The sequence below is a fragment of the Nioella ostreopsis genome (genome assembly GCF_004000255.1).
Classification (GTDB): Bacteria; Pseudomonadota; Alphaproteobacteria; order Rhodobacterales; family Rhodobacteraceae; genus Nioella; species Nioella ostreopsis.
In genome coordinates this window covers 369,239-395,875 of the sequence record NZ_RCIQ01000001.1, presented here as the reverse complement: position 1 = coordinate 395,875, position 26,637 = coordinate 369,239, and the positions used below count along the sequence as shown (strand labels likewise).

Annotated in this window: 27 protein-coding genes; 13 read left to right on the top strand and 14 right to left on the bottom strand. The window is 63.5% G+C overall.

Annotation, left to right across the window (positions count from 1 at the left end; all coding sequences use genetic code 11):
- Nucleotides 1-47 precede the first annotated feature (47 nt).
- The 5 genes from EP237_RS02000 to EP237_RS01980 form a co-directional block, all read right to left on the bottom strand.
- Entirely contained in the window at nucleotides 48-1,184 is a 1,137-nt protein-coding gene (locus EP237_RS02000) for an alpha-D-ribose 1-methylphosphonate 5-triphosphate diphosphatase (RefSeq protein ID WP_127557544.1), read from the bottom strand.
- Nucleotides 1,185-1,238: 54 nt separating this feature from the next.
- A complete protein-coding gene (locus EP237_RS01995) occupies nucleotides 1,239-2,387 on the bottom strand; it encodes an EI24 domain-containing protein (RefSeq protein ID WP_127557542.1) in 1,149 nt (382 codons plus the stop codon).
- 115 nt (nucleotides 2,388-2,502) lie between these two features.
- Entirely contained in the window at nucleotides 2,503-2,946 is a 444-nt protein-coding gene (locus EP237_RS01990; RefSeq protein ID WP_164744591.1) for a DUF3592 domain-containing protein, read from the bottom strand.
- 260 nt (nucleotides 2,947-3,206) lie between these two features.
- Complete coding sequence (groL, locus tag EP237_RS01985) at nucleotides 3,207-4,853, bottom strand: chaperonin GroEL (RefSeq protein ID WP_127557538.1); 1,647 nt, start codon at nucleotides 4,851-4,853, stop codon at nucleotides 3,207-3,209.
- A 51-nt stretch (nucleotides 4,854-4,904) separates the two neighbouring features.
- Nucleotides 4,905-5,192, bottom strand: coding sequence for a co-chaperone GroES (locus EP237_RS01980; protein WP_127557536.1), 288 nt, complete (start codon nucleotides 5,190-5,192; stop codon nucleotides 4,905-4,907).
- Nucleotides 5,193-5,420: 228 nt separating this feature from the next.
- On the opposite strand from EP237_RS01980, the gene EP237_RS23675 reads away from it, so the two are divergent.
- The 11 genes from EP237_RS23675 to EP237_RS01925 all read left to right on the top strand — a co-directional run bounded on the left by EP237_RS23675 (nucleotide 5,421) and on the right by EP237_RS01925 (nucleotide 16,618).
- Entirely contained in the window at nucleotides 5,421-6,731 is a 1,311-nt protein-coding gene (locus EP237_RS23675; RefSeq protein ID WP_127557534.1) for a Hint domain-containing protein, read from the top strand.
- Between the two features lie 119 nt (nucleotides 6,732-6,850).
- Nucleotides 6,851-8,323: a bifunctional diguanylate cyclase/phosphodiesterase gene (locus EP237_RS01970; protein WP_127557532.1), complete on the top strand. Its 1,473-nt coding sequence runs from the start codon at nucleotides 6,851-6,853 to the stop codon at nucleotides 8,321-8,323.
- Between the two features lie 165 nt (nucleotides 8,324-8,488).
- The gene (locus EP237_RS01965) at nucleotides 8,489-9,802 is read left to right on the top strand and encodes a ferredoxin reductase family protein (protein ID WP_127557531.1); all 1,314 of its coding nucleotides are present in this window, start codon (nucleotides 8,489-8,491) and stop codon (nucleotides 9,800-9,802) included.
- Nucleotides 9,803-9,891: 89 nt separating this feature from the next.
- Complete coding sequence (locus EP237_RS01960) at nucleotides 9,892-10,815, top strand: manganese-dependent inorganic pyrophosphatase (protein WP_127557529.1); 924 nt, start codon at nucleotides 9,892-9,894, stop codon at nucleotides 10,813-10,815.
- Nucleotides 10,816-11,041: 226 nt separating this feature from the next.
- Complete coding sequence (locus EP237_RS01955; RefSeq protein WP_127557527.1) at nucleotides 11,042-11,764, top strand: outer membrane protein; 723 nt, start codon at nucleotides 11,042-11,044, stop codon at nucleotides 11,762-11,764.
- Nucleotides 11,765-11,901: 137 nt separating this feature from the next.
- Nucleotides 11,902-12,423 (top strand): hypothetical protein, encoded by a 522-nt coding sequence (locus EP237_RS01950; protein ID WP_127557525.1) that lies wholly within the window; start codon nucleotides 11,902-11,904, stop codon nucleotides 12,421-12,423.
- A gap of 154 nt (nucleotides 12,424-12,577) precedes the next feature.
- The gene (locus tag EP237_RS01945) at nucleotides 12,578-13,450 is read left to right on the top strand and encodes a TIGR01459 family HAD-type hydrolase (protein WP_127557523.1); all 873 of its coding nucleotides are present in this window, start codon (nucleotides 12,578-12,580) and stop codon (nucleotides 13,448-13,450) included.
- A 119-nt stretch (nucleotides 13,451-13,569) separates the two neighbouring features.
- Nucleotides 13,570-14,013: a MaoC family dehydratase gene (locus EP237_RS01940; RefSeq protein WP_127557808.1), complete on the top strand. Its 444-nt coding sequence runs from the start codon at nucleotides 13,570-13,572 to the stop codon at nucleotides 14,011-14,013.
- A 177-nt stretch (nucleotides 14,014-14,190) separates the two neighbouring features.
- Entirely contained in the window at nucleotides 14,191-15,120 is a 930-nt protein-coding gene (locus EP237_RS01935) for a bifunctional riboflavin kinase/FAD synthetase (protein WP_127557521.1), read from the top strand.
- Entirely contained in the window at nucleotides 15,117-15,569 is a 453-nt protein-coding gene (locus EP237_RS01930; protein ID WP_127557519.1) for a YcgN family cysteine cluster protein, read from the top strand. Before EP237_RS01935 ends, EP237_RS01930 begins: the two co-directional genes overlap by 4 nt.
- Nucleotides 15,566-16,618: a threonine aldolase family protein gene (locus EP237_RS01925; protein ID WP_127557517.1), complete on the top strand. Its 1,053-nt coding sequence runs from the start codon at nucleotides 15,566-15,568 to the stop codon at nucleotides 16,616-16,618. The genes EP237_RS01930 and EP237_RS01925 overlap by 4 nt, the downstream gene beginning before the upstream one ends.
- A gap of 78 nt (nucleotides 16,619-16,696) precedes the next feature.
- Here the strand turns inward: EP237_RS01925 and EP237_RS01920 are convergent, their stop codons facing one another.
- Both EP237_RS01920 and EP237_RS01915 read right to left on the bottom strand, forming a co-directional pair.
- Nucleotides 16,697-17,476 (bottom strand): alpha/beta fold hydrolase, encoded by a 780-nt coding sequence (locus EP237_RS01920; protein WP_127557514.1) that lies wholly within the window; start codon nucleotides 17,474-17,476, stop codon nucleotides 16,697-16,699.
- Nucleotides 17,473-18,072: a 2-hydroxychromene-2-carboxylate isomerase gene (locus EP237_RS01915; protein WP_127557512.1), complete on the bottom strand. Its 600-nt coding sequence runs from the start codon at nucleotides 18,070-18,072 to the stop codon at nucleotides 17,473-17,475. Before EP237_RS01915 ends, EP237_RS01920 begins: the two co-directional genes overlap by 4 nt.
- Before the next feature lie 91 nt (nucleotides 18,073-18,163).
- Here EP237_RS01915 and EP237_RS01910 point away from each other — a divergent pair, with 91 nt between their 5' ends.
- Together EP237_RS01910 and EP237_RS01905 are read left to right on the top strand one after the other, a co-directional pair.
- Nucleotides 18,164-19,180, top strand: coding sequence for a ribose-phosphate pyrophosphokinase (locus EP237_RS01910; protein ID WP_127557510.1), 1,017 nt, complete (start codon nucleotides 18,164-18,166; stop codon nucleotides 19,178-19,180).
- A 78-nt stretch (nucleotides 19,181-19,258) separates the two neighbouring features.
- A complete protein-coding gene (locus EP237_RS01905; protein WP_127557508.1) occupies nucleotides 19,259-20,161 on the top strand; it encodes a cation diffusion facilitator family transporter in 903 nt (300 codons plus the stop codon).
- Here EP237_RS01905 and EP237_RS01900 read toward each other — a convergent pair.
- The 7 genes from EP237_RS01900 to EP237_RS01870 form a co-directional block, all read right to left on the bottom strand.
- Nucleotides 20,155-20,505: an H-type lectin domain-containing protein gene (locus EP237_RS01900; RefSeq protein ID WP_127557505.1), complete on the bottom strand. Its 351-nt coding sequence runs from the start codon at nucleotides 20,503-20,505 to the stop codon at nucleotides 20,155-20,157. The genes EP237_RS01905 and EP237_RS01900 overlap by 7 nt on opposite strands.
- A 148-nt stretch (nucleotides 20,506-20,653) precedes the next feature.
- Nucleotides 20,654-21,049 carry a F0F1 ATP synthase subunit epsilon gene (locus tag EP237_RS01895; protein WP_127557503.1) on the bottom strand — a complete coding sequence of 132 codons (396 nt, stop codon included), beginning with the start codon at nucleotides 21,047-21,049 and terminating at the stop codon, nucleotides 20,654-20,656.
- A 10-nt stretch (nucleotides 21,050-21,059) separates the two neighbouring features.
- Complete coding sequence (gene atpD, locus EP237_RS01890; protein WP_127557501.1) at nucleotides 21,060-22,484, bottom strand: F0F1 ATP synthase subunit beta; 1,425 nt, start codon at nucleotides 22,482-22,484, stop codon at nucleotides 21,060-21,062.
- 19 nt (nucleotides 22,485-22,503) lie between these two features.
- Nucleotides 22,504-23,379 (bottom strand): F0F1 ATP synthase subunit gamma, encoded by an 876-nt coding sequence (locus EP237_RS01885; RefSeq protein ID WP_127557499.1) that lies wholly within the window; start codon nucleotides 23,377-23,379, stop codon nucleotides 22,504-22,506.
- A 12-nt stretch (nucleotides 23,380-23,391) separates the two neighbouring features.
- Nucleotides 23,392-24,930: a F0F1 ATP synthase subunit alpha gene (gene atpA, locus EP237_RS01880; protein WP_127557497.1), complete on the bottom strand. Its 1,539-nt coding sequence runs from the start codon at nucleotides 24,928-24,930 to the stop codon at nucleotides 23,392-23,394.
- Nucleotides 24,931-25,491, bottom strand: coding sequence for a F0F1 ATP synthase subunit delta (locus EP237_RS01875; RefSeq protein ID WP_127557495.1), 561 nt, complete (start codon nucleotides 25,489-25,491; stop codon nucleotides 24,931-24,933).
- 299 nt (nucleotides 25,492-25,790) lie between these two features.
- Complete coding sequence (locus tag EP237_RS01870; RefSeq protein ID WP_127557493.1) at nucleotides 25,791-26,579, bottom strand: class I SAM-dependent methyltransferase; 789 nt, start codon at nucleotides 26,577-26,579, stop codon at nucleotides 25,791-25,793.
- Nucleotides 26,580-26,637: the final 58 nt, after the last annotated feature.

Here is a 26,637-nt window from a genome sequence, read left to right as displayed (position 1 = left end):
AAGGGAAAGCGTCGTCTGCGGGTTTCGCCATGCTTGACCCAAGCGCTTTACAGGAACCGCGCGGCAACGTCGCCTGCCATCCAGCTGACCTTCCCGGCGCAGATCGTGGCCGCAACCCGGCCGGTCGCGTCTTCCACGATGACAAGGTCAGCGCGCAAGCCCGTCTCCAGCCGTCCCCGGTCGGTCCAGCCCATCACCTCCGCCGGGCGGCTGGAGATCAGCGCCCATGCGTCCTCCAGCGGCAACACCCCCCTCTCGGCCAGCGCAAACGCCGCCTGCCTCGGGGTCGGGTAGTGGTAGTCCGACACAAGCGCATAGCAATGTCCCGCGCGGATGATCTCCGTCGCTGCGACCTTCTTGTCATGCGAGCCACCCCGGACCACATTGGGCGCGCCCATGATCACAGCATCCCCGGCATCATGCGCTGCAGCGGCGGTGTCGGCGGTTTCGGGAAACTCCGCGATCCGGGCGCCGATGCCGCGGAACCGGGCGCGGATATCGGGGCTGGCATCGTCATGGCTGCCGAGGATCACGCCATCGGCCACGAGGTCAGCGGCCAGCGCCGCCAGCGCCCCCGGCACCTCATCTCGCATCCCGTGCAGCTTGTGCAGAAGCGCCAGATGCGCCTCGGGGCTGCGACTGCTTTTCAGGGCCTGCCCGGTCAGTCGGGGTGGGCGTTTGCCAGCGGCCAGAGCCGCATGCGGCAGGTGATCGTTGAACACCACATAGCCGATCCCCGCGCCCCGGATCAGATCGCGGGCGCGGGAGTACTCCGCCAGCAGGTTCACCTCCAGCCGCAATTGCATCCGCATGTCTGTCAGGGGCTGCGCACGGGCCAGCACGCCCGCCAGCGTCTCGGCGAAATCCGGTCCGCGCATGCCGCCTTCCCAGCTGAAGAACTGCGCCAGCACCGCGGTGGTGATGCCGTTCGCGGCCAGCTCTGCATCGAGCGTCGCCAGCCCCTCGCCCGGATCGGTCACCGCCCCCCGGCGCGGGGCCACGTGGCGTTCGAACCCGTCGCCATGCAGGTCGACGATGCCCGGCAGGATCGAGTATCCCGACAGGTCCACGACCTTGCCGGGCCTGTCACTGACAAGGCCATCGGTCACGGAAACCGACGCGGATGAAAACCCGTTTGGGCGCAGAACGCGGGCGTTGGAAAGGGTCAGGGGCGGCAGGGTCATGGGCGTTCCCTGCCCAATCCCGGCGCGAAAGGAAAGCCCCTTTGCGTGTGCCGATCAGTAGGTGACCTGCCGCCGCAACTTCCACGAGCGGACCATCGCACCGACGCCCACCAGCCCAAGCGCCAGTGCAAAGAGCCAGCCAAGAAACGGGATCAGCCCGATCAGCGCCGCCAAAACAGCGCCAAACAGCGCCATCAGCGCCTTGCTGGCCAGATCCACCGGGGCCGCACGGCCAAGCGCGTTCCAGATCGCGCCGCCCAGCACATAGACGCCCAGCACATAGCCCACCAGCATCGCCAGCACCGCCAGCAGGATCGCGGCTGGCAATAGGATGATCCCAACGATGGTCAGCGACGCAACGAAGCCCGCCCCCACCAGCGTGGACAGCCCAAGAAAACCCGACCACAGGCTTTGGCCGGGATGGTCCACGCTGCGCGCACGCAGTTCTGCCAACCGGTCGGGCATCAGCGCGGCAAGGGCCACGGCCAGACCCGTCACGATCAGCACGCCGAAAAGGAAACTGCCAATGCGCGAGGCAAGGCTTGGCCGCTCAACCTCGGGCCAGGTGCTGCCATGGGCGCTGTCATAACTGTCTGCCTGCAAGATCTCGACCCGGCCAGCGGGCGCGATACTGTCCGGCACGCTGACGCTGTCGGGATCTTCCGCATAGATGGTCAAGGTGCCGCCGACCGCCGCGCCATCGCCAAAGCGCAGATCGTCGGTGGCGATCACCACATCGCCCGCAATGGCCGCGTTCAGGGTGATCTGCCCGCCCGCCAGCAAGGCGCTGCCCGCAACCGGGCCCTCCAGCCGGATTTCCCAACCACTGGCACGCAGGTTTCCGGTGATTTCGTCGCTCAGGCGCAGTTCCGCCCCGGTGGCGGTGACTGATCCTGAAACCGAGGCGTCAAGGTCCAGCGCATAGCCCATGGCATAGAGATTGCCGCCAATCGGCTCGGAGACACTCAACCGCCGCCCCATGAGATGGGCGCTGCCCGCGACCGGGGCATCTAAGGCTACGGTTTCCCCGGCCATAAACAGGTCGCGCGTGGTGTCCTCCTCCACCGCGATGTTGCTGCCCGCGATATAACGGTCCCCCCCGAACAGCGCGCGGCCTTCGTCCTGATCGTCCTGGGCCGCGGCGGGCGCGGCAAGGGCCATAAGCGCCACAAGCCCGGCTGAGATCATCTTCGAAATGTGCATTGGTCTGTCCTTGTGTCACCCATCGGGCTGTCATTCTATCCCCCCGACATGTGTGCGCCATGACATGACGCAAGATGCGGTCCCAAATGAAGGGGGCAGCGGTAGCGGGCCGGGGTTAACCATCCAACACCGACGCAACCGCGAACAGGATAAAGGCAACGCAGGCCAAGCCGAACACGGTCATCCCCGCCCCGAACACAAGCCGAAACCAGCTGGACATGGCCACCGGGTCAGGATTGTCGAAGTCCACCAAAACCTTACGCTGGCTTCCTACCGGATAAAGGTTGGTATGGCCGTAGTTTCCCGCCCCGCCGCGCAGGCGTGTGCCGTCCGGTGCCGTGAACTCGAAGATCGGTTGATACGAGTATTGTTGCGCGCCGATCTTGCCGAAATGATAAATCTCCTTGACCTCGACGACGGTGCCCATGACCCATTGACCCTGTTTGAGAACCCGCAGCGCACCGCGCAGCACGACTACGCCAAAATAGGCGAAGACCAGCGGGATCAGCATGAAAAACAGCATGATAGCGGCGAGTGCCCCGTCCGGAATGTCCTCCATGGTCATGACCTTCCGTGAGAAATTGCCCAGTGGGTTGCCGTTTTCCGCCGTTTGCAGCGGTGCGGATTGGATCAGGCTTGCCGACTATGCCCATATGGCCGCCTGTCCCGCAAGTCACGATAGGGCGTCAGCCGCTCCCTTGTCATCAGACCGCCTTGCCGGGTGGCTGCAAGACCCATTTCCGGTGCCCTCTACCTTCCAAAAAACGCAAAAGGGCCACCCAATCGGGTGGCCCTTCGCGAGATCTGGTGCCGGGTGGCTTACATCATGCCGCCCATGCCGCCCATGCCGCCCATGTCGGGCATGCCGCCGCCGGCGCCTTCTTTCGAAGGCTTGTCGGCCACCATGGCTTCGGTGGTGATCAGCAGACCGGCGATGGACGCGGCGTCCTGCAGGGCAGTCCGCACAACCTTGGCCGGGTCGATCACGCCGAACTTGAACATGTCGCCATATTCTTCGGTCTGGGCGTTGAAGCCAAAGGCCTTGTCTTCGCTTTCGCGGATCTTGCCGGCGACAACGGCACCGTCAACACCTGCGTTTTCAGCGATCTGGCGCAGCGGTGCTTCCAGCGCGCGGCGCACGATGGCGATACCGGCGTTCTGGTCGGAGTTCACACCTTCCAGGCCTTCGAGCGCCTTGGCACCCTGAACCAGGGCAACACCACCGCCGACGACGATGCCTTCCTGAACGGCCGCGCGGGTCGCGTTCAGTGCGTCATCGACACGGTCCTTGCGCTCTTTCACTTCCACTTCAGTCATGCCGCCGACGCGGATGACGGCAACGCCGCCTGCCAGCTTGGCCACACGTTCCTGAAGCTTCTCGCGGTCGTAATCCGAGGTGGTTTCCTCGATCTGGCCACGGATCTGGCTTACGCGCGCTTCGATCTCTGCCTTCTCGCCCGCACCGTCAACGATGGTGGTCTCGTCCTTGGTGATCGAGATCTTCTTGGCGGTGCCAAGCATATCCATGGTCACGGACTCGAGCTTCATGCCGAGGTCTTCGGAGATCACCTGACCGCCGGTCAGGATCGCGATGTCCTGCAGCATGGCCTTGCGGCGGTCGCCGAAGCCCGGTGCCTTGACGGCTGCAATCTTCAGGCCGCCGCGCAGCTTGTTGACCACGAGGGTCGCCAGCGCTTCGCCTTCGACGTCTTCCGCGATGATCAGCAGCGGCTTCTGCGACTGGATGACGGATTCCAGCAGCGGAACCATCGGCTGCAGCGACGAGAGCTTCTTCTCGTGCAGCAGGATCATGCAGTCGTCGAGTTCGGCAACCATCTTGTCGGGGTTGGTGACGAAGTAGGGGGACAGGTAACCGCGGTCGAACTGCATGCCTTCCACGACATCGGTCTCGGTTTCCAGACCCTTGTTTTCCTCGACGGTGATGACGCCGTCATTGCCGACCTTCTGCATCGCATCGGCGATCTGGCGGCCGATTTCAGCTTCGCCATTGGCGGAGATGGTGCCGACCTGAGCGACTTCAGCAGAGTCGTTCACCGGGCGGGCAGAGGCTTTGATCGACTCGATCACGTTGGCCACGGCCAGATCGATGCCGCGCTTCAGATCCATCGGGTTCAGGCCAGCAGCAACCTGCTTCATGCCTTCTTTCACGATGGCCTGGGCCAGCACGGTCGCGGTGGTGGTGCCGTCGCCGGCTTCGTCATTGGTGCGGGAAGCGACTTCCTTCACCATCTGAGCGCCCATGTTTTCGAACTTGTCTTCCAGTTCGATTTCCTTCGCCACGGACACGCCGTCCTTGGTGATGCGCGGGGCGCCGAAGGATTTGTCGATCACGACGTTGCGGCCTTTGGGGCCGAGGGTCACCTTCACCGCGTCGGCGAGGATGTTGACGCCTTTGAGCATACGGTTGCGGGCATCGGTGTTGAACTTGACGTCCTTAGCAGCCATCGGTGGCTCCTTCCTTGGAATGTCTTGGTTTCAGTCGAAAAAGGGGACGGCTCAGGCGATGATGCCGAGGATGTCCGACTCTTTCATGATCAAGAGCTCTTCGCCCTCGACCGATACTTCGGTGCCCGACCATTTGCCGAACAGAACGCGGTCGCCAGCTTTCACAGCCATTGCGATCAGCTCGCCCGAGTCCTTGCGCGCGCCTTCGCCGCAGGCAACGATTTCGCCTTCGGACGGTTTTTCCTTGGCGCTATCGGGGATGATCAGACCGCCCTTGGTCTTTTCGTCGCCTTCGATGCGGCGTACCAGCACACGGTCATGCAGCGGTTTGAATGCCATCTCTCGAACACTCCTTAGGTTCGTTTGTTTCTCCCATGTTAGCACTCACTATGGGGGAGTGCTAACGAGCTGTAGATAGGGGGGGTGCATGGGCGAGTCAACACGCCCGATCGACAAAAATTCGACAGGCCCCGATTCACTCAACAGCAAGCATTCTTCGTGCTATCCTTGCGGCGTAACGAATAGCCTGCGCCCTCGACCGGGCACGAGGAAACCTGTGAGCAGCGGATGCCGACCACAATCAACGGAAGCTGGATCGACGACAGCCTGACAGGCACCTCCGGCGACGACCAGATCAACGGACAGTCCGGCCACGACACGCTTGACGGGGGTGCCGGGAATGACACGCTGTCCGGCGCGTCGGGTCAGGATGTGCTGCTTGGCGGCGACGGGTCGGACGCACTCGATGGCGGGTCCGGTCACGACACGCTGTCGGGGGGCGATGGCGCTGACACCCTCGAAGGGGAAAGCGGCGACGACCTGCTGTCCGGAGGCGATGGCGACGACTCGCTCGATGGGGGATGGGGGTCCGACACGCTCTTCGGGGGCGCGGGCAACGATACCATTCACGCCATTGGCGGCGACGTGGTCGATGGCGGCGCGGGCGACGACCTGATCACCATGGGCGGCTATTCCGGCGGCAGCGACACCATCGCCTTCGGGCCGGGCAGCGGCCATGACACCGCCTCGGGCTTCAGCCCCGACAGCGACCACATTCATATTGGCGGCGCCGCGCCCGAGGATGTCATCCTGACCGCGACCGGCGATCCCAAAATCTGGGTTCTGACGCTGGACGGGGTGCCGGGGGCCAGTCTGACGCTCGATTTCACCTATCACTGGAACAGCGGCATCGACGAGTCCGATCTGCTCGACCGCATCCTGACCGATGACGATGGGCCAATGCCCGAAGATCCCTATGGCCCGCCGATCTGCCTGACCACAGGGGCCATGATCGCCACCGCCACCGGTCCCCGCCCGGTCGAGGCGCTGCGCCCCGGCGATCTGGTGCTGACCCGCGACGCGGGCCTGCAACCGCTGCGCGCCAATCTGCACCGCCATGTGCCCGCCGCCGCCCAGCGCGCCGATCCCGCCCTGCGGCCGATCCTGATCGAGGCGGGGGCCTTCGGCGAGGGATTACCGCTCCGGCCGCTTCTCGTGTCGCGTCAACATGCGTTCCTGGCCCATGATCCGCGGCCCAGCGGCAAGGGCGAGGTGCTGATCCGCGCCCGCCATATCGCGGAGGAACTGGGCAAGGCAAGCCATGCGCCCTCCCCCTGCCGGGGGCTGACCTATTTCCACCTGCTGTTCGACCGGCATCAGCTGATCTGTGCCGAAGGGGTCTGGACCGAAAGCGTCTTCACCGGGGCTCAGGCCCTACGTGCCGACCCCGTGCTGCGCCTGCTGCTGCGCCACCAGTCCAGCCGCCCGATGACGGAACGGGCCCGCCCCCTGCTGCTGCGCAAGCACCTGCAACGATACCGCGATCACCAGCTGGGACGCGGGGTCGAGGCAGCCATGCCCCGGCATCGGCGGGCCTAACGACCTCTGCGCCACGGTTTGACTAAAATGCCTGCGGAATAAGCCGGGGCTGTCAGGGTTTTCTTCACCCTTCGCCCATAGGGTTTGTCCCGGATCCCGCATATTTCAGGACAGGCGAATTGGCCCAGGCAAAAAAAGAGACCCCTGACCGGTCCGAGGACCACCGCCGCTATGCGGAACTGACGCTGCGCCACATTCTCGACGCGGTGCTGGTGACCGATCTGGCCAATGATATCGTCTGGGTGAATACCGGGTTCGAACGGATGTTCGGCCACCGGCTGGAAAACATCATCGGCCAGCCTGCACGCGGCTTGCTGGACGGCCCCGATACGGACCCAGCCGCGCGCGATCAGGTCCTGCGTGCCATTGAAGGGCGCGAAACCCTGACCGTCGATATCCTGCATTACTCCGCCTCGGGCGAACCGATCTGGGTCGACAAGACCCTGACGCCCATTTTCGACGAGAACGGCAATCACACCCATCACATGTCGATCAACCGCGACATCTCCAAGCGCCGCAAGATGGAGGAAAAGACGCGCGAGGTGATGGCCAACGAAGAACAGCGCCAACATGAACGCAAGCTGCTCTCTCAGGTCAGCGAATGGCTCTATTCCGCCAAATCGCTGGAGGAGCTGCTGAAGGTCGTACAGAAATCCATGTACACGCTGATCCCGGAATCAGAGGGGCAGCTCTACATCTATTCCAATTCCCGCGACACGCTGGATCTGGAAACCTGCTGGGGCGATCACGAGCCTCACAAGCACATAGATGCAGAGGATTGCTGGGCCCTGCGCCGTGGTCGCGCCTATTCCTACGGCACCCGCGCCATCGAATTTCCCTGTACCCATGTCGAGGGCGAGGATACCCCCTATTTCTGCCTGCCGATCATCGCCCATGGCGAAACCATCGGTCTGCTGCACCTGGCTTTCTCCGCCTTCGACCGGTCGATCATGTCGCGCGAGATGGTGGAAACCTTCCTGCAACAGCGCTGGGAACTGGGCCTGCTCTGTGCCGAACAGATCAGCCTTGCGGTGGCCAATGTACAGCTGAGACAGGAGCTGATGGATCAATCCGTGCGCGACCCGCTGACCAGCCTGTGGAACCGTCGCTGGTTCCTCGATGCCGCCCATAAGGAGATTGGCCGCGCAAGACGACAGGGCAGCCCGCTGTCGCTCATTTCGCTCGACGTGGATCATTTCAAGAAATTCAACGACCATCACGGCCATGACGCGGGCGACATCGTTCTGCGAGAGGTCGGCGCCCTGATGCGAGAGGTGTTTACCCCACCGCTCGCCCCATGTCGCCTGGGAGGTGAGGAATTCGTGGCGCTGCTGCCAGGGCTGGATCATTCTGCAGCACTGGAAATCGCCGACCGCTTCCGCATTGCGCTGAGCGAGCTTGAACTGGCCTATGGCGACGGCAAGCTGCCCCGCATTACCGCCTCGGCGGGCGTTACCAGCTACCCGGCCTCGGGCGACCATGTGGCCGACATGCTGAAACACGCGGACCTCGCGCTCTACCGCGCCAAGGACCAGGGCCGCAACCGCGTGGTCTCTGCCCTTGGCGACGAGGGACAGATCGCCGCCGAATAGCATCGCGCCTGCGCAGGCCCGTGGCCCGATGACGCGCCCGGATCGTGGCATTCGGGCACCATTCTCAGGTCAATTCCCGTCAGGGTTGCATCCCACCCTGACAGACTGCGCCCAAGCCGCTAGCCCGTCGCTCCAATCCGATCCGCACAAAAAAAGGGCACAGCAATGCGCGCCGCCGGGCTTGTCATCATTTTCCTCTCCTGCCTGATCCCCGCCTATCTCTTCGCCACGCTGCCCGATATTCCCGACCCCGTGGCGCTGTTCAGCCAGTATCTTGGCACGCTGGCGCTGATCCTCATGGCCTGGGCGCAGATCATGGCGACGCGTTCCGCAGGCATCGAGGCACTGATGGGTCCGATGGACCGGGTCTATGTGCTGCATAAATGGTCCGGCATCGTCGCCATGGCCGCAATCCTTCTGCATGACACGATTGATGCCGACATGGACGGGATCGGCCGCGAAACCGCCGTGACCGAAATCGCAGAAACCCTGGGCGAACTCAGCCTTTACGGGCTGCTCGTCCTGGTTGTGATCTCCATCGCCACCTTCATCCCCTACCACCTGTGGCGTTGGACCCATAAGGCCATGGGCGGGTTCTTCATCGCCGGGACCATCCACTACCTGTTCATCCTCAAACCCTTCGCCAATGGCTCCCCGCTCGGGCTCTATGTCGGTGCGATCTGCGGCGCAGGCGTGCTGGCCTATGCGGTCACGCTGCTGCCCCCCGCCCTGCGCCGGTCGACCGGCTATCAGGTCAGTGGCATCCGCAAGACCGGCGGCGCGACCGAGATCACGATGACCCCGACCGGCCGCCCCCTGCGCTTTGCCCCCGGCCAGTTCGCCGTCTTCACCTTCGGATCCCGCGGCCTGACCGAGCCGCACCCGTTTTCCCTCTCCGCCCCTCCGTCTGCGGATGGGTCTCTCCAGATCACCGTGAAGGCACTTGGCGATTTCACCCATCGTCTGGGGCGCGACCTGACACTGGGCACCCCGCTGCGGGTTCAGGGGCCGTTCGGGCGGTTCCAGCGGCGCGCGCCTTCAAGCACCGCCGAAATCTGGGTCGCGGGCGGCATCGGCATCACCCCCTTTCTGGCCTGGGCCGAGGCATTGCCCGACAGGTTGCCCGAACCCGTCACGCTCTTCTGGTGTGTCCGGTCCCGCGCGGAGGCGCCGCAGCTGGACCGGGTCGAGGCCGCCGTCAACCGCGTGTCCAACCTGACGCTCCACATCCTCGCCTCCGATACCGGCGACCGGCTGACCGCCGAGCGGATCGCAGCCAACGCCAATGGGCCGCTGAAGCTCTGGTTCTGCGGCCCCGCCGGTCTGCGCCGGGCGCTGCAATCGGGCCTTGCCCGTCACGGCGTCAGCGCCCGCGACATCCATTACGAGGAGTTCGAGTTCCGCACCGGTATCGGCCTCAAACGCCTCGCCGCCTGGATCGCCGATCGGCTGAAGGACCGCGCAGCCCCCTCCCGCTGACCGCCCATCCTGCGGCACAACTTCCACCTGACAATCCGGCGCCGCTTCTGTATGACGCGCGCAAACTCAAGATGAACGGACCCCATCCCATGACCACGCTCGTATTCGGCCACAAATCCCCCGACACCGATTCCACCGGCTCCCCCATTATCTGGGCCTGGTATCTGAACGAAGTGAAAGGCACCGCCGCCGAGCCCGTGCTTCTGGGCGAGCCCAACACCGAAGCGGCTTTCGTGCTGCAGAAATGGGACCTGCCCAAGCCGCGCATCATCGACGCCGTGGACGCAGGCGCGCCGGTTGTCATCGTCGACACCAACAACCCCGCCGAACTGCCCGACGCCATCAATGACGCAGACATTCTGGCGATCATCGACCACCACAAGCTGGTCGGCGGCATCGAGACCAAGGGCCCGATCGACATCACTATCCGCCCCGTGGCCTGCACCGCCACCATCATGCATGACCTGATGGGGGACGACGCCGCCAAGATGCCCGAGGCGATCAAGGGCGCGATGCTCTCTTGCATCCTCTCTGACACGCTTGAATTCCGCAGCCCCACCACCACCGACCGCGACCGGGAAGTGGTCGAGGCGCTGGCCGCCGATCTGGGCATCGACACCGCCGCCTACGCGGCCGAGATGTTCGCCGCCAAATCCGACGTCTCCGCCTTCTCGGACGCGGAACTACTGCGCATGGACTCCAAGGCCTATGAGGTCTCGGGCACCAAGTTCCGCGTGTCCGTCCTCGAAACCACCTCGCCCGGCACCGTCCTGTCACGCAAGGACGCGCTGGTCGCGGCCATGCCGCAAGTGGCCGAGGAAGATGGCGTCGATCAGGTGCTGCTCTTCGTTGTCGATATCCTGAACGAGGAATCCACCATGCTGGTTCCCAATGATCTGGTGAAGACCGTGGCCGAGAAGAGCTTCGCCACTGTCGTGGGCGATGCCGACACCGTGGTTCTGCCCGGCGTTGTCAGCCGCAAGAAGCAGATCATCCCCAACCTGTCGTTGTAAGGCGCGGGCGCGTCCCACGCAGCTTAACAGAAGCACCCTTGAATCCGGCCGCCACCAGCGGCCGGTTTTTTTAACGAAAGGTAGCAGACCGAACCGCCAATCGATGCGAAATAGCTGCCAATAGCTTCAGTTTGCCGCCGCTATTATTACAAATTGTTATGCTAGATTTGTGATATGGATTCGCAGCTCGGGAAATTCCGGGGCGCGCTCACATGGGGGAAAAGACATGAAGAAGTTTCTGCTCGTTTGCACCGCTATCAGCAGCCTGTCGCTTGCCAGCGCTGCGCTTGCCGATGGTCCCAGTTACGTGGAGCCGGAACCGGCACCGCTGCCGCCGACCCCGTCGATGGTTCAGGATTGGAGCGGAGCCTATGCCGGGTTTACGGCAGGATTCGGTTTCGGCGAGGCGACCCACAGCTTCAGCAATGGCGTACCAACCGGCGGGTCCGATCCCTCCGGCGCACTTCTCGGGGCCTTCTTGGGCTATGCCTGGCAGTCAGGCAATACTGTCTACGGCGCAGAAATCGACGTCATGTATTCCGACTACTCGGGCAGCTTCATTGACGCCACTGGTGCGACCTCCCAAGGGGTAATCGACACGAACTGGCAGGGATCGGTGCGCGGTGTTCTGGGGCATGCCGGGTCTTTCGGGCAACGGCCTGCGCTCTATTATCTCACTGCGGGTTGGGCCGTGGGCGAGTTCGATTTCCTCGGCGGGCCATCGGTTCCGGTCCCGCCCGGCGGCGGCTATAGCGAGCAACTGAGCGGCTGGACTGCGGGAATCGGTATGGACATCGCCATGACCGACAATTCCGCGCTGCGCATTGAATATCGCTATACCGATTTCGGCGAGGCGAGCGGGGTGCTCAACCCCACCTTCCCCGCTGTCACGATGCCAGTTGAGGTCACGCAGCATAGCCTGCATATCGGCTATCGCATCACGTTCTGACCCGGTCCAGCCAGCGCATCGCACTGTCGCGGATCGGCATCGGCCAGTTTTGGCTTACGCAAGGGGCGGCCCATGGCTGCCCCTTGTTGCATCTGCCCCTCTGGCCGAGACTGATGGCGCCCAACCAGAGGTGCCTCATGCGACCCATCCTGCCCGCTGTCTTCACCCTTCTTCTGGCCGCCCCCGTGCTGGCCGACAGCTACAGCCCGGCCCCCGGCGATCTCGTGACCATCGGCCAGGGCGGGCTTGGCCTGTCTTCCGCCGATGCGACCGCCGCCGCCACCCTGCCCTTCGGCACCGGGTTCCACGATAGCCTGCGGACCCTGACCACGATCATGGGGCATGATTTCTCGGTCTATCTGCCGGAAGACTGTCCCGCGGGCCCCGTTGTCGTTGCCAGCTTCACCCGCCAGATCGACCTGATCTATCAGGACGACCGATTGGCGGGCTGGATGCTGCGCCCCGGCTCGACCCTGACCACGCAATCGGGGGTCGGCCTTGGCACACCGCTGGCCGGGCTTGGCGGTTTTGCAACACTGGAGGTCATGGAATCCACCCTCGGATGGGAATTCCAGGCCGGTGAAATCTCCGGCCTTCTGTCCGACAGGGAAGGCATCGTCAGCCATATGTGGTCCGGCACGGTCTGCGTGTTCCGCTAAGCAGCCACCTTGCGAAAACAGCTTCGCGTCTGTACGGGGGGTGTACAGGGGGTGTACGCCCGGTGCACGCCCGGCACCCCCCGATTTCGCCGCCCCTTCCCTTCCACGGACCGCTCCCGTAATCAGGCACCGACCCAGAAGGAGCCCGGCAAAAATGACCACCATCATCCGCTCGCTGTCCGAGATTTCCGACCGCTACGACGTGCTCTACTGCGACCTCTGGGGCTGCCTGCACAATGGCTACACCCCCTTTTCCGAGGCGGTCGAGGCACTGCGCGCCTTCAAGGCCAAAGGCGGCTATGTCCTGCTTCTGACGAACTCCCCCCGACCTCGTGCAAGTGTCGAGAAACAATTGGAAAAAATCGGCGTTCCGCGCGATTGCTGGGATGGGATCGCCAGTTCCGGCGACAGCGCCCGCGCGGCCATGCTGCGCGGTCTGGTGGGCCGCAAGGTCTGGTTCATCGGCCAGCCCCAAGACCAGAGCTTTTTCGCGCCCATGGAGGTCGTCAGCGACTCGGTCGAGATCACCCAGGTGCCGCTGGAAGAGGCCGAGGGCATCGTCTGCACCGGCCCCGAAGACCCCTCCGCCGCCCCTGAGGTGATGCGCCCTAAGTTCCTGTATGCAAAACAGAAAAACCTGAAACTCCTCTGCGCGAATCCCGATATCGTCGTCGATCGTGGAGAGACCCGCGAATGGTGCGCGGGCGCGCTGGCGCAGCTCTATACCGAGATGGGCGGCGAAAGCCTCTATTTCGGCAAGCCCCACGCGCCGATTTACGAACTGGCGCGGATGCGGCTGGCGCAGGCGGGTGTCGATTGCCCGCCAGAGCGCATCCTTGCCGTGGGGGACGGGTTGAAGACCGATATCCTGGGGGCACAGGGCGAACCCATTGATTCCCTGTTCATTTCCGGCGGCCTCAGCCGCGAGGACACCGGCACCACCGACCAGCCGGACCCGGAAAAACTGGACCGCGCCCTGGTCGCGGCGCAGGTCGAAGCCACCTGGTCCATCGGCTTTCTGCGCTAGGCGTCAAGCAACATAGTTGCGACATAAGGGGCTCATTGCAGAACATTGTTACTTCTGCATTGCAGCATTCGCCTGTTTCCGCTATGAGACAGGTCAAGATGACTCGTGAGGCCCCAGATATGCTCGACAACTTCCCCCGTGGAACGATCTGTATCGAAGATATCGAGATCGGCATGACCCGCCACCTGATGAAACAGGTGACCGACCGGGATATCGAGCTTTTCGCCGAGGTCTCCACCGACCGCAACCCGGTCCATCTGGATGACGACTACGCCCAGGACACGATTTTCGAGGGCCGCATCGCGCACGGCATGCTGACCGCCGGGCTGATCTCTGCCGTGATCGGCGAACAACTGCCCGGTCATGGCACGGTCTATCTTGGCCAGACGCTGAAATTCCTCGCGCCCGTGCGCCCCGGCGACATGGTCCGGGCAGAGGTCGAGGTGATAGACATGGACATCGCCAAGCGCCGCGTGACGCTGAAGACCCAGTGTACCATCGACGGCAAGCCGGTTCTCAAGGGCGAGGCCATGGTTCTCGCCCCCTCTCGCAAATTCGACTAACCCTTTCATCTTGGGGAAAATACCTTGGGGCGTCCGGGGGGCTAGCCCCCCGCGGGTCGACGCCGCAGGCGGCGAAACCGGCCTGCATGAAGACAAAGTCGGACCTGCTCTGTCCCGCGGGCCAAATCCCGTTCAGCCCCGCTTGCCCTCGCCCATCAGGCCCGCTAAGCCGGTGCCATGAGAGTCTTGCGCGACCATCAATATGCACAACCCGAAGACCGCGGCGCCTCTGCCGCCATCGGCAATTTCGACGGCGTTCACCTGGGCCACCAGCATGTGATCGACCGGGCGCGTGTCGAGGGTCTGCCACTGGGCATCCTGACCTTTGAACCGCATCCGCGCCAGTTCTTTGCGCCCGATGCGCCCCCGTTCCGGTTGATGAATGCCGAAGCCAAGGCGCACCGGCTGGAAAAGCTCGGCGTCGACATTCTCTACGAACTGCCCTTCAACACCGCCCTCTCCCACCTGACCGCCGAAGAATTCGCGCGAGATGTTCTGGCCGAGGGTCTGGGCCTGAAACGGGTGATCGTGGGCGCCGATTTCTGCTTCGGCAAGGGCCGCGTTGGCAACACGGAGATGCTGACCGAATTCGGCAGACGCTTCGGGTTCGACGTCGATATCGTGCCGATCCTGCATGGCGATCTGGGGGCCATCAGCTCCACCAATATCCGCAATGCCCTGTCCGATGGCCGTCCGCGCGATGCCGCCGCGATGTTGGGGCACTGGCACCGGATCGAGGGGCTGGTGGTGCATGGCGAAAAGCGGGGCCGGCAACTGGGCTATCCCACGGCGAACATGAACCTCGACGGGCTGCACCTGCCGAAACTGGGGGTCTATGCGGTGCTGGTCGATGTGCTCGATGGCCCTCATGCGGGCCATTACCACGGCGTCGCCTCGCTTGGGGTGCGGCCGATGTTCAACGGCGATGTGCCGAATCTTGAGACCTTTCTGTTTGATTTCAAAGGCGATCTCTACGGCACCGATCTCTCTGTCGCGCTGATCGACTATCTGCGGCCCGAGCTGAAATTCGACGGGCTGGATGCGCTGATCACCCAGATGGATGCCGACAGCGACAAGGCCCGCGCGATCCTGAAGGCGCTGGCATGAGCCGTTTGCGGCGCGAGTTCTGGACGCTGCCGCTGGCCAGGCTGACGCCCGCCGAATGGGAAGCGCTTTGCGATGGCTGCGGCAAGTGCTGCCTGAACAAGCTGGAAGACGAGGATAGCGGAGAGGTTGCGCTGACCCGTGTCGCCTGCCGCCTGCTGGACGACGACACCTGCCGCTGCGGACAGTACGAGATCCGCAAGACACTGGTCCCCGAATGCATCCAGCTGACCCCGCAGACCATGGCGGATGTGGCCTATTTTATGCCCGAAACCTGCGCCTATCGGCTGCGCCACGAGGGCAAGCCCCTTTACCACTGGCACCCTCTGGTGTCTGGTGATCCCGACAGCGTCCATTCTGCCGGCGTGTCGATGCGCGGGCTGACGGTGCCCGAATTCGAGGTGCCGGAAGAGGAGTGGGAAGACTACATCATCGAGGAGCCCGGCACATGATCTTTGCCTCCGACAACACCGGCCCCGCCGCGCCCGAAATCATGGACGCGGTTTGCCGAGCCAACGCGGGCTACCAGATGCCCTATGGCAATGACACGATCATGCCGGGTGTGACGCAAAAGATCCGCGATCTGTTCGAGGCACCGGAGGCCAGCGTGCATCTGGTGGCGACGGGCACGGCGGCCAATGCGCTGGCGCTGGCAACGCTGGCAAACCCCTGGGACGGGGTTTTCGTCCATCGCATCGCCCATGCGGAAGAGGATGAATGCGGCGCGCCCGAGTTCTACACCAACGGCGCCAAGCTGGTGCTGGTGGACGGGCCCGATGGCAAGATGGACCCGACAAGGCTCGATGCCGCGATCAAGGCCACGGGCGACAAGGGCGTGCACGGCGTGCAGCGCGGGCCGGTTTCGATCACCAACATCACCGAGATTGGCACCGCCTATACGCTCGACGAGATCCGCGCCGTGACGGATGTGGCGAAATCCTACGGGTTGAAAACCCATCTCGACGGGGCACGCTTTGCCAATGCCTGCGCGGCGCTTGGCTGCACGCCCGCCGAAATGACGTGGAAGGCCGGGGTCGATGCGGTCAGCTTCGGTGGCACCAAGAATGGCTGCATGGGGGTAGAGGCGGTGGTCTTCTTCGACCCCGCGCAGGCGTGGGAGCTGGAACTGCGCCGCAAGCGGGGCGCGCATCTTTTCTCCAAGCACCGCTTCCTGTCCGCGCAGATGGACGCCTACGTGACCGACGGGCTGTGGCTGCGGCTGGCGGAGCAGGCCAATGCGGCGGCAGCGCAGCTCGCGGCGGGGATCAAGGCCCTGCCCGGCGCGTCGCTTGAGGCCGAGCCCGCGGGCAACATGATCTTCGCCCATATCCCGCGCGGGGCGCATAAACGCGCAATGGCGGCGGGAGCAAAATACTATCTCTTCCCGTTCAACGCGTCTCTGGACGGGCCGGAGGACGAACCCATCCGCTGCCGCTTCGTCTGCGACTGGTCCTGTGAACACGAGACCGTGGAACGGCTGCTGGCGCTCTTTCACGGGTAATCTCTGCGCTGCGGGTCGCCTGCGGGCGCGAAAGAGTTTTCGAAAACTCTTGCCAAGGCGCTTCGAAGCGCCTTCCCCCTACCCCGCCCGCGCGAACAGATCGGCAACCGCCTTGGCCACCGGCACCGGATGGGTGATCGGCACCATATGGCCCGCGCCGGGGACGCTGACGCGGGTGGTGTCTGGAATGTCTTTCTCCATCCGGTCAAGGACGGCGGCGGTAACAGGCAGGCAATCCCCCCCCTGCACAAGCAAGGTCGGAGCCCGGACCTGTGCCAGTCCCGAGACCAGATCGGCGCTGTCATGAAACAGGGCATCATCCGACGCCTTGATGAAATGGATGCGGTCGATCATGTAGCGCCGCTGGCCCTCTGGCATGTCGTCGAGCCCACCCGCAGCTCCCCATAGGCGCAGAAACTCCCGTGCGGCTGCCTCCCGCGTCCCGGCCGCCAGCAACCGATCGAAATGCGATATGGTTTCGCGGTAGGAGCGGAATTCCCCGCTGCCCTTCGCCGCCGCAAACAGCACGGGTTCGATCAGCGTCAGGCTGCGGATGCGATCCGGCATCTCCTCGGCCAACCGCAGCGCCAGCGTCGCGCCAAAGCTGTGGCCGATGGCGTCGAAACGACCCTCGGGCAGATGCGGCAGCACGGCCTCATGGCACTGGTCGTGCAGGTCGCGGGCCGGGTCGATATCCGGGGCCTTGCCGTGGCCGAGGATATCGGGCGCCGTGACGCGATAGCCGGGGCCAAGCGACCGCACCATCCCTTCCCATGCGCCGGAATGCGCCAGAGAACAGTGCAGCATCAGGACCGCCCGGCCGCCCGCTTCGCCCCAATGGCGTGCGAACCCGCTCACAGATCCCCCGCAAGGAATCGGTCTAGATCTTCCAACCGGTCATGGCCCCAGAAATGCTCGGCCCCATCCACCACATAGAAAGGCGCGCCGAAGACATTGGCGGAGACCGCCTCTTCCAGATTGCGCGCATATTCCTCGGCTGCAGACAGCATCCCCTTGTCGGCAAGATCGGGGTCGAACCCGTTGGCTTCCAACACGCCACGCACAACGTCGTTTTCGGCGATGTCCTTCTCCTCGGCCCAACAGGCGCGCAGGATGCCATGGACCAGCCCCGCCAGATCGCCGCCACCGGTCTTTTGTGCCGTGATGATTGCGTAGGACGCGGGCGCGGGATTGGTGGGCCAAAACATCGGCTTGGCGTTCAGGGGCAGCCCGGTCTTGACCTGTGCGCGGCGCAGTTCCTGCCCGCGATAGGCCATGCGTGCCGGGTGCCGGTCCTTCGGCGCGGTGCCACCGGTGCGGGTGAACAGCGTCATGATGTCCATCGGCTTGTAGGTGACAGCCGCCCCGTGCCGCGCGGCGATTTCCTCCAACCGCGTGCCCGCGAGATATGTGAACGGAGACAGGGTGGAAAAATAGTAGTCGATGTTAGCCATGTCGCACCTTCCTTTGGTCTTTCGCGATTGGTAGCCGGATGCTAGGGGGTGTCAACGCCCCGTTACAAAAGCACACCGAGAGACAGCTGCCATGTCCGCATCCGATCCCAAGCTCATTTCCGGCAATTCCAACCGCCCGCTGGCCCAGGCCATCGCCCGCCGGATGTCGCTCCACCGGGGCATGTCCGTTGGCCTTGTGGAGGCCCGGGTCGAACGGTTCAACGACGCGGAAATCTTCGTCGAGGTCTACGAGAACGTGCGCGGCGAGGACATGTTCATCATCCAGAGCACCTCGAACCCCGCCAATGACAACCTGATGGAACTGCTGATCATGGCAGATGCGCTGCGCCGCTCCTCGGCTAGCCGCATCACCGCCGTGATCCCCTATTTCGGCTATGCCCGTCAGGATCGCCGCACCAAGGCGCGCACACCGATCACCGCCAAGCTGGTGGCCAACATGCTGGTCGGCGCAGGAATCGAACGCATCCTGACGCTGGACCTGCACGCCACCCAGATCCAGGGCTTTTTCGACATTCCCGTTGACAACCTCTATGCCGCGCCGATCTTCGCGCTGGATATCCTGCACCACTTCAAGGGGCAGATGGAGGATATCATGGTGATCTCGCCCGATGTGGGCGGCGTGGCGCGGGCGCGGGAACTGGCCAAGCGGATCAATGCGCCGCTGTCCATCGTGGACAAGCGCCGCGAGAAGCCGGGCGAGATTGCGGAAATGACCGTGATCGGCGACGTGACCGGCAAGAAATGCATTATCGTGGACGACATCTGCGACACCGCGGGAACGCTGTGCAAGGCGGCCGAGGTGCTGATGGAACATGGCGCGAAGGAAGTGCATTCCTACATCACCCATGGCGTCCTGTCCGGCCCCGCGATTGACCGGGTCAGCAAATCGGTGATGAAATCGCTGGTCGTGACGGATTCCATCGAGGCGACAGAAGCCACCAAATCCGCACCCAATATCCGCATCGTGCCGACCGCGCCGATGTTCGCTCAGGCCATTCTGAACACCTGGTCGGGCACCTCCGTGTCCTCGCTGTTCCAGGATGAAACGCTCGCGCCGATCTACGAAGGCATGTATTCGCGCGTCTGACACCTTGCCCTGCGAGGGTCGGGCCAGGCAGCGGGCTGATACGGACTGCGCGACAGGCTTCACCGGGGGTTTCTGCCCGTGACCACGACCATCAAACTCGCCATCGGCAGCCTGATCCTCGGGTTTGTGGTGCTGGCCCTGAAGGGGCTGGCCTATTGGATCACCGGGTCGGTGGCGCTGCTGTCGGACGCGCTGGAAAGCACGGTCAATGTGGTCACGGCCCTTGCGGCGCTGATTGCGGTGCGGGTTGCGGCCCTGCCCGCTGACGCCAACCACCCCTATGGCCATCACAAGGCAGAGTTCTTCAGTGCGGTGCTGGAAGGCGTGATGATCGTCATCGCGGCGCTAGTGATCCTGCGGGAAGCCTATGCCGGTCTCTTCGCCCCTATGCCCATTGACGCGCCGCTGGAGGGGTTGCTGATCAACGGTCTGGCGACGGGTCTGAATGGCGTCTGGTGCTGGGTTCTGCTGACCTGGGGGCGGCGGGAACGATCCCCGGCGCTCGTGGCCGATGGCAAGCACCTGCTGGCGGATGTGGTCACCTCTGGCGGCGTGGCGATTGGCATCCTGCTGGCCTGGGCCACCGGGTTCTGGCTGCTCGATCCGATCATGGCAGCGATTGTCGCGGTGAATATCCTCTGGTCGGGATCGAAGGTGATCAAGGATTCGCTGAACGGTCTGCTGGATGAGGCAGTGCCGGAGGGAACGCTACAGGTGATCCGCGATGTCATCGCCTCGCACGCCACGGGCGCGGTGCAGGCCCATGACCTGCGCACAAGGCATGCGGGCAAGGTGACCTTCATCGACTTTCACCTCGTCATGCCGGGCGACACCACGGTGACGGTATCCCATGAAATCTGCGATAGGGTTGAGGGGGCGCTGCGGGAAGCGGTGCCCGATGCCAATATCACCATCCATGTGGAGCCTGAGCACAAGGCCAAGACAACCGCCATCGAGGTTCAGGACGGAGGGGATCAATAAAGATCCCAGTCATCCTCATAGGGCAGTTCGCCAATCGCCATCCAGTCGGCACGGACGCGGGCGATCTTGGTGTCTTCCCAGGTGGTGAAGACCAGTTCGAACCCGTCGTTGCGAATATTGGCCGCCCGGATATCGGCGCGTTGATTGGCCTCGGTCGACATGTCCCACATGGTGACGGAGACATGGACGGCGGGCGGTGACTTGAAGGGCTGCGCGAAACGCACCGGATGCCAGACCTCCCGGTTGCCCGAGCCGGTCCACATTTCGCCGCCGACATCGTAATCCTCGAACAGCAAATGGCTGCCCTGATCGACGCCAACGAGGTTGTTTCTGATCTTTTTCATCTGCTCAATCGCTATGCCCGAGCCGTTAGTGGAAGATAAATACGGCAGTATTGGGAAGAAAGGCGTTCACAAAAATGTAGAAAAGAAAACGCCCCGCAACCGGTCAGGCGCGGGGCGTGTCGTCTTGTCTTGCCGCCGGGCAGCGGGCTTATTCCATGTCTTCCAGAAGCTGGACCAGATCGGCGACGAATTTCTCGGCCCCGTCTTTCTGATCGGCTTCGGCGGAAGCGGCCTTTGCGCGGGCCTCTTCCAGAAGATCGGAGAGGTCGTCCTTGCGGACCTCGTCCCCGGCATGGGCGCGCTCGGCGATCACCGAGACGGAACCTGCGGTGACCTCGACAAAGCCGGAGGTCACGACATAGCTCTTGTCACCCTCGGCCGACTGCACCCGGACCACGCCCGGACGCAGGGTGGTGATGACGGGGCTGTGCCCCGGCATCGCCGTCAGGTCGCCGTCGGCACCCGGAATCTGGACCGAGGACGCTTCGAAAGAGGCGAGCCTCTTTTCCGGCGACACAAGGTCGAACTGCATCATATCGGCCATCGGTTACTCCTTAGGCTGCTTCTGCGGCCAGGCGCTCGGCTTTTGCGATCACTTCGTCGATGCCGCCAACCATGTAGAAGGCTGCTTCGGGCAGGTGGTCATACTCGCCAGCGACAACCGCCTTGAAGGACGAAATCGTGTCTTCCAGCGGGACCTGAACACCATCGGAGCCGGTGAACACTTTCGCCACGTCGAAGGGCTGCGAAAGGAAACGCTGGATCTTCCGGGCGCGGGCCACGGTCAGCTTGTCCTCTTCCGACAGTTCGTCCATCCCGAGGATGGCGATGATGTCCTGCAGCGACTTGTAGCGCTGAAGGATCCCCTGAACGTCACGGGCAACCTGGTAGTGCTCTTCCCCGACAACCTGCGGATCGAGGATCCGGCTGGAGCTGTCGAGCGGGTCCACGGCCGGGTAGATGCCGAGTTCCGAAATCGCACGCGACAGAACGGTGGTTGCGTCGAGGTGGGCGAAGGTGGTGGCCGGAGCCGGGTCGGTAAGGTCGTCCGCGGGAACGTAGACGGCCTGGATCGAGGTGATCGAGCCCTGCTTGGTCGAGGTAATGCGTTCCTGCATCGCGCCCATGTCGGTGGCCAGCGTCGGCTGGTAGCCCACAGCTGAGGGGATACGACCCAGAAGTGCGGACACCTCGGAACCGGCCTGGGTGAAGCGGAAGATGTTGTCGACGAAGAACAGAACGTCGGTCCCGGACTGGTCGCGGAACTGCTCGGCCAGGGTCAGGCCGGTCAGCGCAACGCGGGCACGCGCCCCCGGAGGCTCGTTCATCTGACCGTAGACCAGGGCAACCTGCGATTCTTCCAGGTTGTCGGGCTTGATCACGTTGGATTCAATCATCTCGTGGTAGAGGTCGTTGCCTTCACGGGTCCGTTCCCCAACACCGGCGAACACGGAATAGCCCGAGTGCACCTTTGCGATGTTGTTGATCAGTTCCATGATGAGAACGGTCTTGCCCACGCCGGCGCCGCCGAAGAGGCCGATCTTACCACCCTTGGAATAGGGGGCCAGAAGGTCGACCACCTTGATGCCGGTGACCAGGATCTCGGAGGCAGTGGACTGCTCTTCGAATTCCGGTGCGGGCTGGTGGATGGCGCGGGTTTCGCTTGCGTTCACCGGGCCCTTTTCGTCAACGGGTTCACCGATGACGTTCAGGATGCGGCCCAGGGTGGCGTTGCCGACCGGAACCGAAATGGGGGCGCCGGTGTCGGTGACGACAGCGCCGCGCACCAGACCTTCGGTTGCGTCCATAGCGATGGTCCGAACGGTGTTTTCACCAAGATGCTGCGCCACTTCGAGAACCAGCTTCTTGCCGTTGTTCTCGGTGTTCAGCGCGTTGAGGATCTCGGGCAGGTTGTCCTCGAACTTAACGTCAACGACGGCGCCGATGACCTGCGTGATTTTCCCGACTGCTTGTGCCATGTCGTGTCTCCAGATTACGTCAGAGCGCCTCGGCGCCCGAAATGATTTCGATCAGCTCGTTGGTGATGACGGCCTGACGCGAACGGTTGTACTCGATCGTCAGCCTGTCGATCATGTCGCCTGCGTTGCGCGTCGCGTTGTCCATCGCCGACATCCGTGCGCCCTGTTCGGACGCCCCGTTTTCCAGCAGGGCCGAGAAGATCTGCGTGGCGACACCGCGCGGCAGCAAGTCTTCCAGAATGGCCTCTTCCGACGGCTCGTAGTCGTAGAGCGTCGAGGCATCGTCCGCCTCGGGCGCATCGAACTTGGCCGGAATGATCTGGGTTTCGGTCGGGATCTGGCTGATCACCGATTGGAAGGTGTTGAAGTAGATCGAGGCAACGTCGAATTCCCCGGCGTCGAAACGCGCAAGGACGTCAGCGGCGATCTCGGCGGCATTGGCATAGCCGACACGCTTCACGTCAGACAGGTCGACATGACCCACCATCAGATCGGCATAGTCCCGGCGCAGCTGTTCGCGGCCCTTCTTGCCCACGGTCAGGATCTTCACGGTCTTGCCGTGTGCCTGCAAATCGGCGATCCGGCTGCGCACGAGACGCACGATCGTCGAGTTGAAGCCACCGCACAGCCCCCGCTCGGCCGTCAGCACCACCAGCAGGTGGGTCTGATCGGACCCGGTGCCCGCCAGAAGACGCGGGGCACCGTCGGAATTGCCGACCGAGGCGGCGAGGCCGCCCATGACGGCATTCATCCGCTCGGCATAGGGGCGACCGGCCTCCGCCGCATCCTGCGCGCGGCGCAGTTTGGCGGCGGCGACCATTTGCATCGCCTTGGTGATCTTGCGGGTCGATTTGACCGACTCGATCCTGTTTTTTAGGTCCTTGAGGTTTGGCATTGCCTGACCTCCTTATGCGAAATCAGCGGCGAATTCGTCGAGTGCTGTCTTGACCTTGTCTTCAAGCTCACCTTTGACCTTGCGGTCATTGTTGGTGATGTCATCCAGCAGAGCCTCGTGCTTGCCGCGCAGATGCGCCAGCAGGCCGGCTTCGAAACGGCCCACATCGGACATCGCGACCTTGTCGAGATACCCGTTGGTGCCGGCGTAGATGACGCAGACGATTTCCGCGTTGGTCAGCGGCGAGTACTGGGGCTGCTTCATCAGCTCGGTCAGACGGGCACCACGGTTCAGCAGGCGCTGAGTTGCGGCGTCGAGGTCGGACCCGAACTGGGCGAAGGCCGCCATTTCGCGGTACTGAGCGAGCGACAGTTTCACTGGACCGGCAACCGAGGACATCGCCTTGGTCTGAGCGGAGGAGCCCACACGAGACACCGACAGACCGGTGTTCACGGCGGGACGGATGCCCTGGTAGAACAGCTCGGTTTCCAGGAAGATCTGGCCGTCGGTGATCGAGATCACGTTGGTCGGAATAAAGGCCGACACGTCGCCGCCCTGGGTTTCGATGATCGGCAGAGCGGTCAGCGAGCCAGCGCCGTGGTCTTCGTTCAGCTTCGCGGAACGCTCCAGCAGGCGGGAGTGGAGGTAGAAAACGTCACCGGGGTAAGCTTCACGACCCGGCGGGCGGCGCAGCAGCAGCGACATCTGGCGATAGGACACGGCCTGCTTGGACAGGTCATCATAGATGATCAGCGCGTGGCGGCCATTGTCGCGGAAGTATTCCGCCATTGCTGTTGCGGCGTAGGGGGCCAGGAACTGCATCGGCGCGGGGTCGGATGCGGTGGCGGCCACGACGATCGAGTAGTCGATCGCGCCGGTTTCTTCCAGCTTCTTCACCAGCTGCGCAACGGTCGAGCGCTTCTGGCCGACAGCCACGTAGACGCAGTAGAGCTTCTTGCTCTCGTCGTCGCCGGCGGCATCGTTGTAGGATTTCTGGTTCAGGATCGCGTCGAGCGCCACGGCGGTCTTGCCGGTCTGACGGTCGCCGATGATCAGTTCCCGCTGGCCACGGCCGATCGGGATCATGGCGTCAACGGATTTCAGGCCGGTTGCCATCGGTTCATGCACCGACTTACGCGGGATGATGCCCGGCGCCTTGCTGTCGGCCACGCGACGCTCGGAGGACACGATCGGGCCCTTGCCGTCGATCGGGTTGCCCAGACCATCGACAACACGACCGAGCAGACCGTCGCCCGCGGGCACGTCCACGATCGAGTTGGTGCGCTTGACGGTGTCACCTTCCTTGATGTCCCGGTCGGAGCCGAAGATCACGACGCCGACATTGTCGGATTCGAGGTTCAGCGCCATCCCCATGATGCCGCCGGGGAATTCGACCATCTCACCTGCCTGGACATTGTCCAGACCGTAAACACGGGCGATACCGTCACCAACGGAAAGCACACGGCCCACCTCGGCGACTTCGGCCTCCTGGCCAAAGCTCTTGATCTGCTCCTTGAGGATCGCAGAGATCTCGGCTGCTTGGATAGTCATTTATCCGACCTCTTTCATAGTGTTCTGGAGGGTGTTGAGCTTGGAGCGGATCGACGTGTCGATCATCTTCGAGCCCACCTTAACGACAAGACCGCCAATGATGCGTTCATCGACGGTTGCATTCAGTTTCACGTCCTTGCCAACGGCAGCCTTGAGGGCCTTCGCGAGCTTGTCGGACTGGGTTTTGGTCAGCGCCTTGGCCGACACGACATCGGCGGTCACTTCGCCTTTGTGATCTGCAATCTTCTCGCGCAGCGCGGCGATCATCTGCGGCACGACGAACAGACGGCGCTTGCTGGCCATCAGTTTCAGCGTGTTGGACATGATTGCGCCAAGGCCCATGGCCGAAGCGACGGCCGCGATACCGGCCTGCATGTCTTCGCGCGAATAGATCGGCGATGCGATCAGCTCTCGCAGGTCTTCGCTGTCGGCCAGAGCGGCTTCCAGCGTGGCCAGATCGGCCTCGAGCGCAGTGAGCGCATTATCCTCTGTGGCAAGATCGAACACCGCCGTCGCGTAACGCGAGGCAATGCCGGTCGAGATCGAAGCTGTTTCCGACACGTCCACCCTTCCGATACAGTGGCCGGGACCACACCCTGCGGTGTGCCCGGCGGTTCTGTCTAAAGGCGGTATCTGTCCCCGCCCACCTGAAATCGCGCTGGATGTAGCAGAGGGTTCTGCAGCCTGCAACAGCCACGGCAATTGGCGGGAATCCGCTGAACCCCCTGTTTTTCCGGGGTTTTGACGCATTTCACCGTCCTGCGACGCTTTGAAGCTAACGTTTTTTCCTGCTTTTTCTGTGGATAAGGCGCGAGTCAGGTGCAACTGTATGCCTTGGCACACCACGGTATGCCCTCGATTCACCCGTCCCGTGAGAGCTGAACAAGACCCTGCGCCGCGTCATTATCCCTCACGCGGGCGGGCTGGGGCGCAGAATCGAGGATGCGCAGGGGACGTTTGACGCGCTCTGCCAAACCGGGCCGTGTGGGGGCGAATGTGTGCTTTCTGGCCTCCAGCATGATGACGCCGCCCGCATAGTAGCTGGACAGTTTGCGGCCCATATTCTCGACCAACTCCGCGCTCCTGAGCCAGAACCGCGCCTGACTTGGCGGCGCGAAGAGCGCGGCGCGATGACGTTCGGGTTCGAACCCGTGGTTGCGGATCTGTTCCTCCAGCTGGCCAAGCGAATAGGGTCGGCCAAAGCCGAAGGGCGTCGCGTCGCGCCGGGCCCATAGCCCGCCCCGGTTCGGCACGATGAACAGCGCCTTGCCTCCCGGTGCCAGCACCCGGTGGCATTCCTCCAGCACCGCCGCCGGATGCTGAGAGGTTTCCAGCCCGTGCAGGCAGACAAGTCTGTCGACAAGCCCCGCGGGCAGCGGCCAGCGGGTTTCGTGGCACAGGACACTGACATTGTCCTGACCGGCGGGCCAGGGCATCACCCCCTGCGCCCCCGGCATCAGGCCGATGACCCGTTCCGCCTCGCCCAGATAGGGGCGCAGCAAAGGCACCGCGAAACCGAATCCAACGACCGTCTGCCCCCGTGCCTCGGGCCAGAACGCCGTCACCTGGTCGCGCACTGCCTTCTGAGCAATGCGGCCCAACCGGGTCCGGTAGTAGAACTGGCGCAGGTCCAGCACGTCGAGATGCATTGCAACCCCCTCGGGTTTGGGCGACGGTCAGGGCCAGCTTAACCGGGAAGAAGGAATT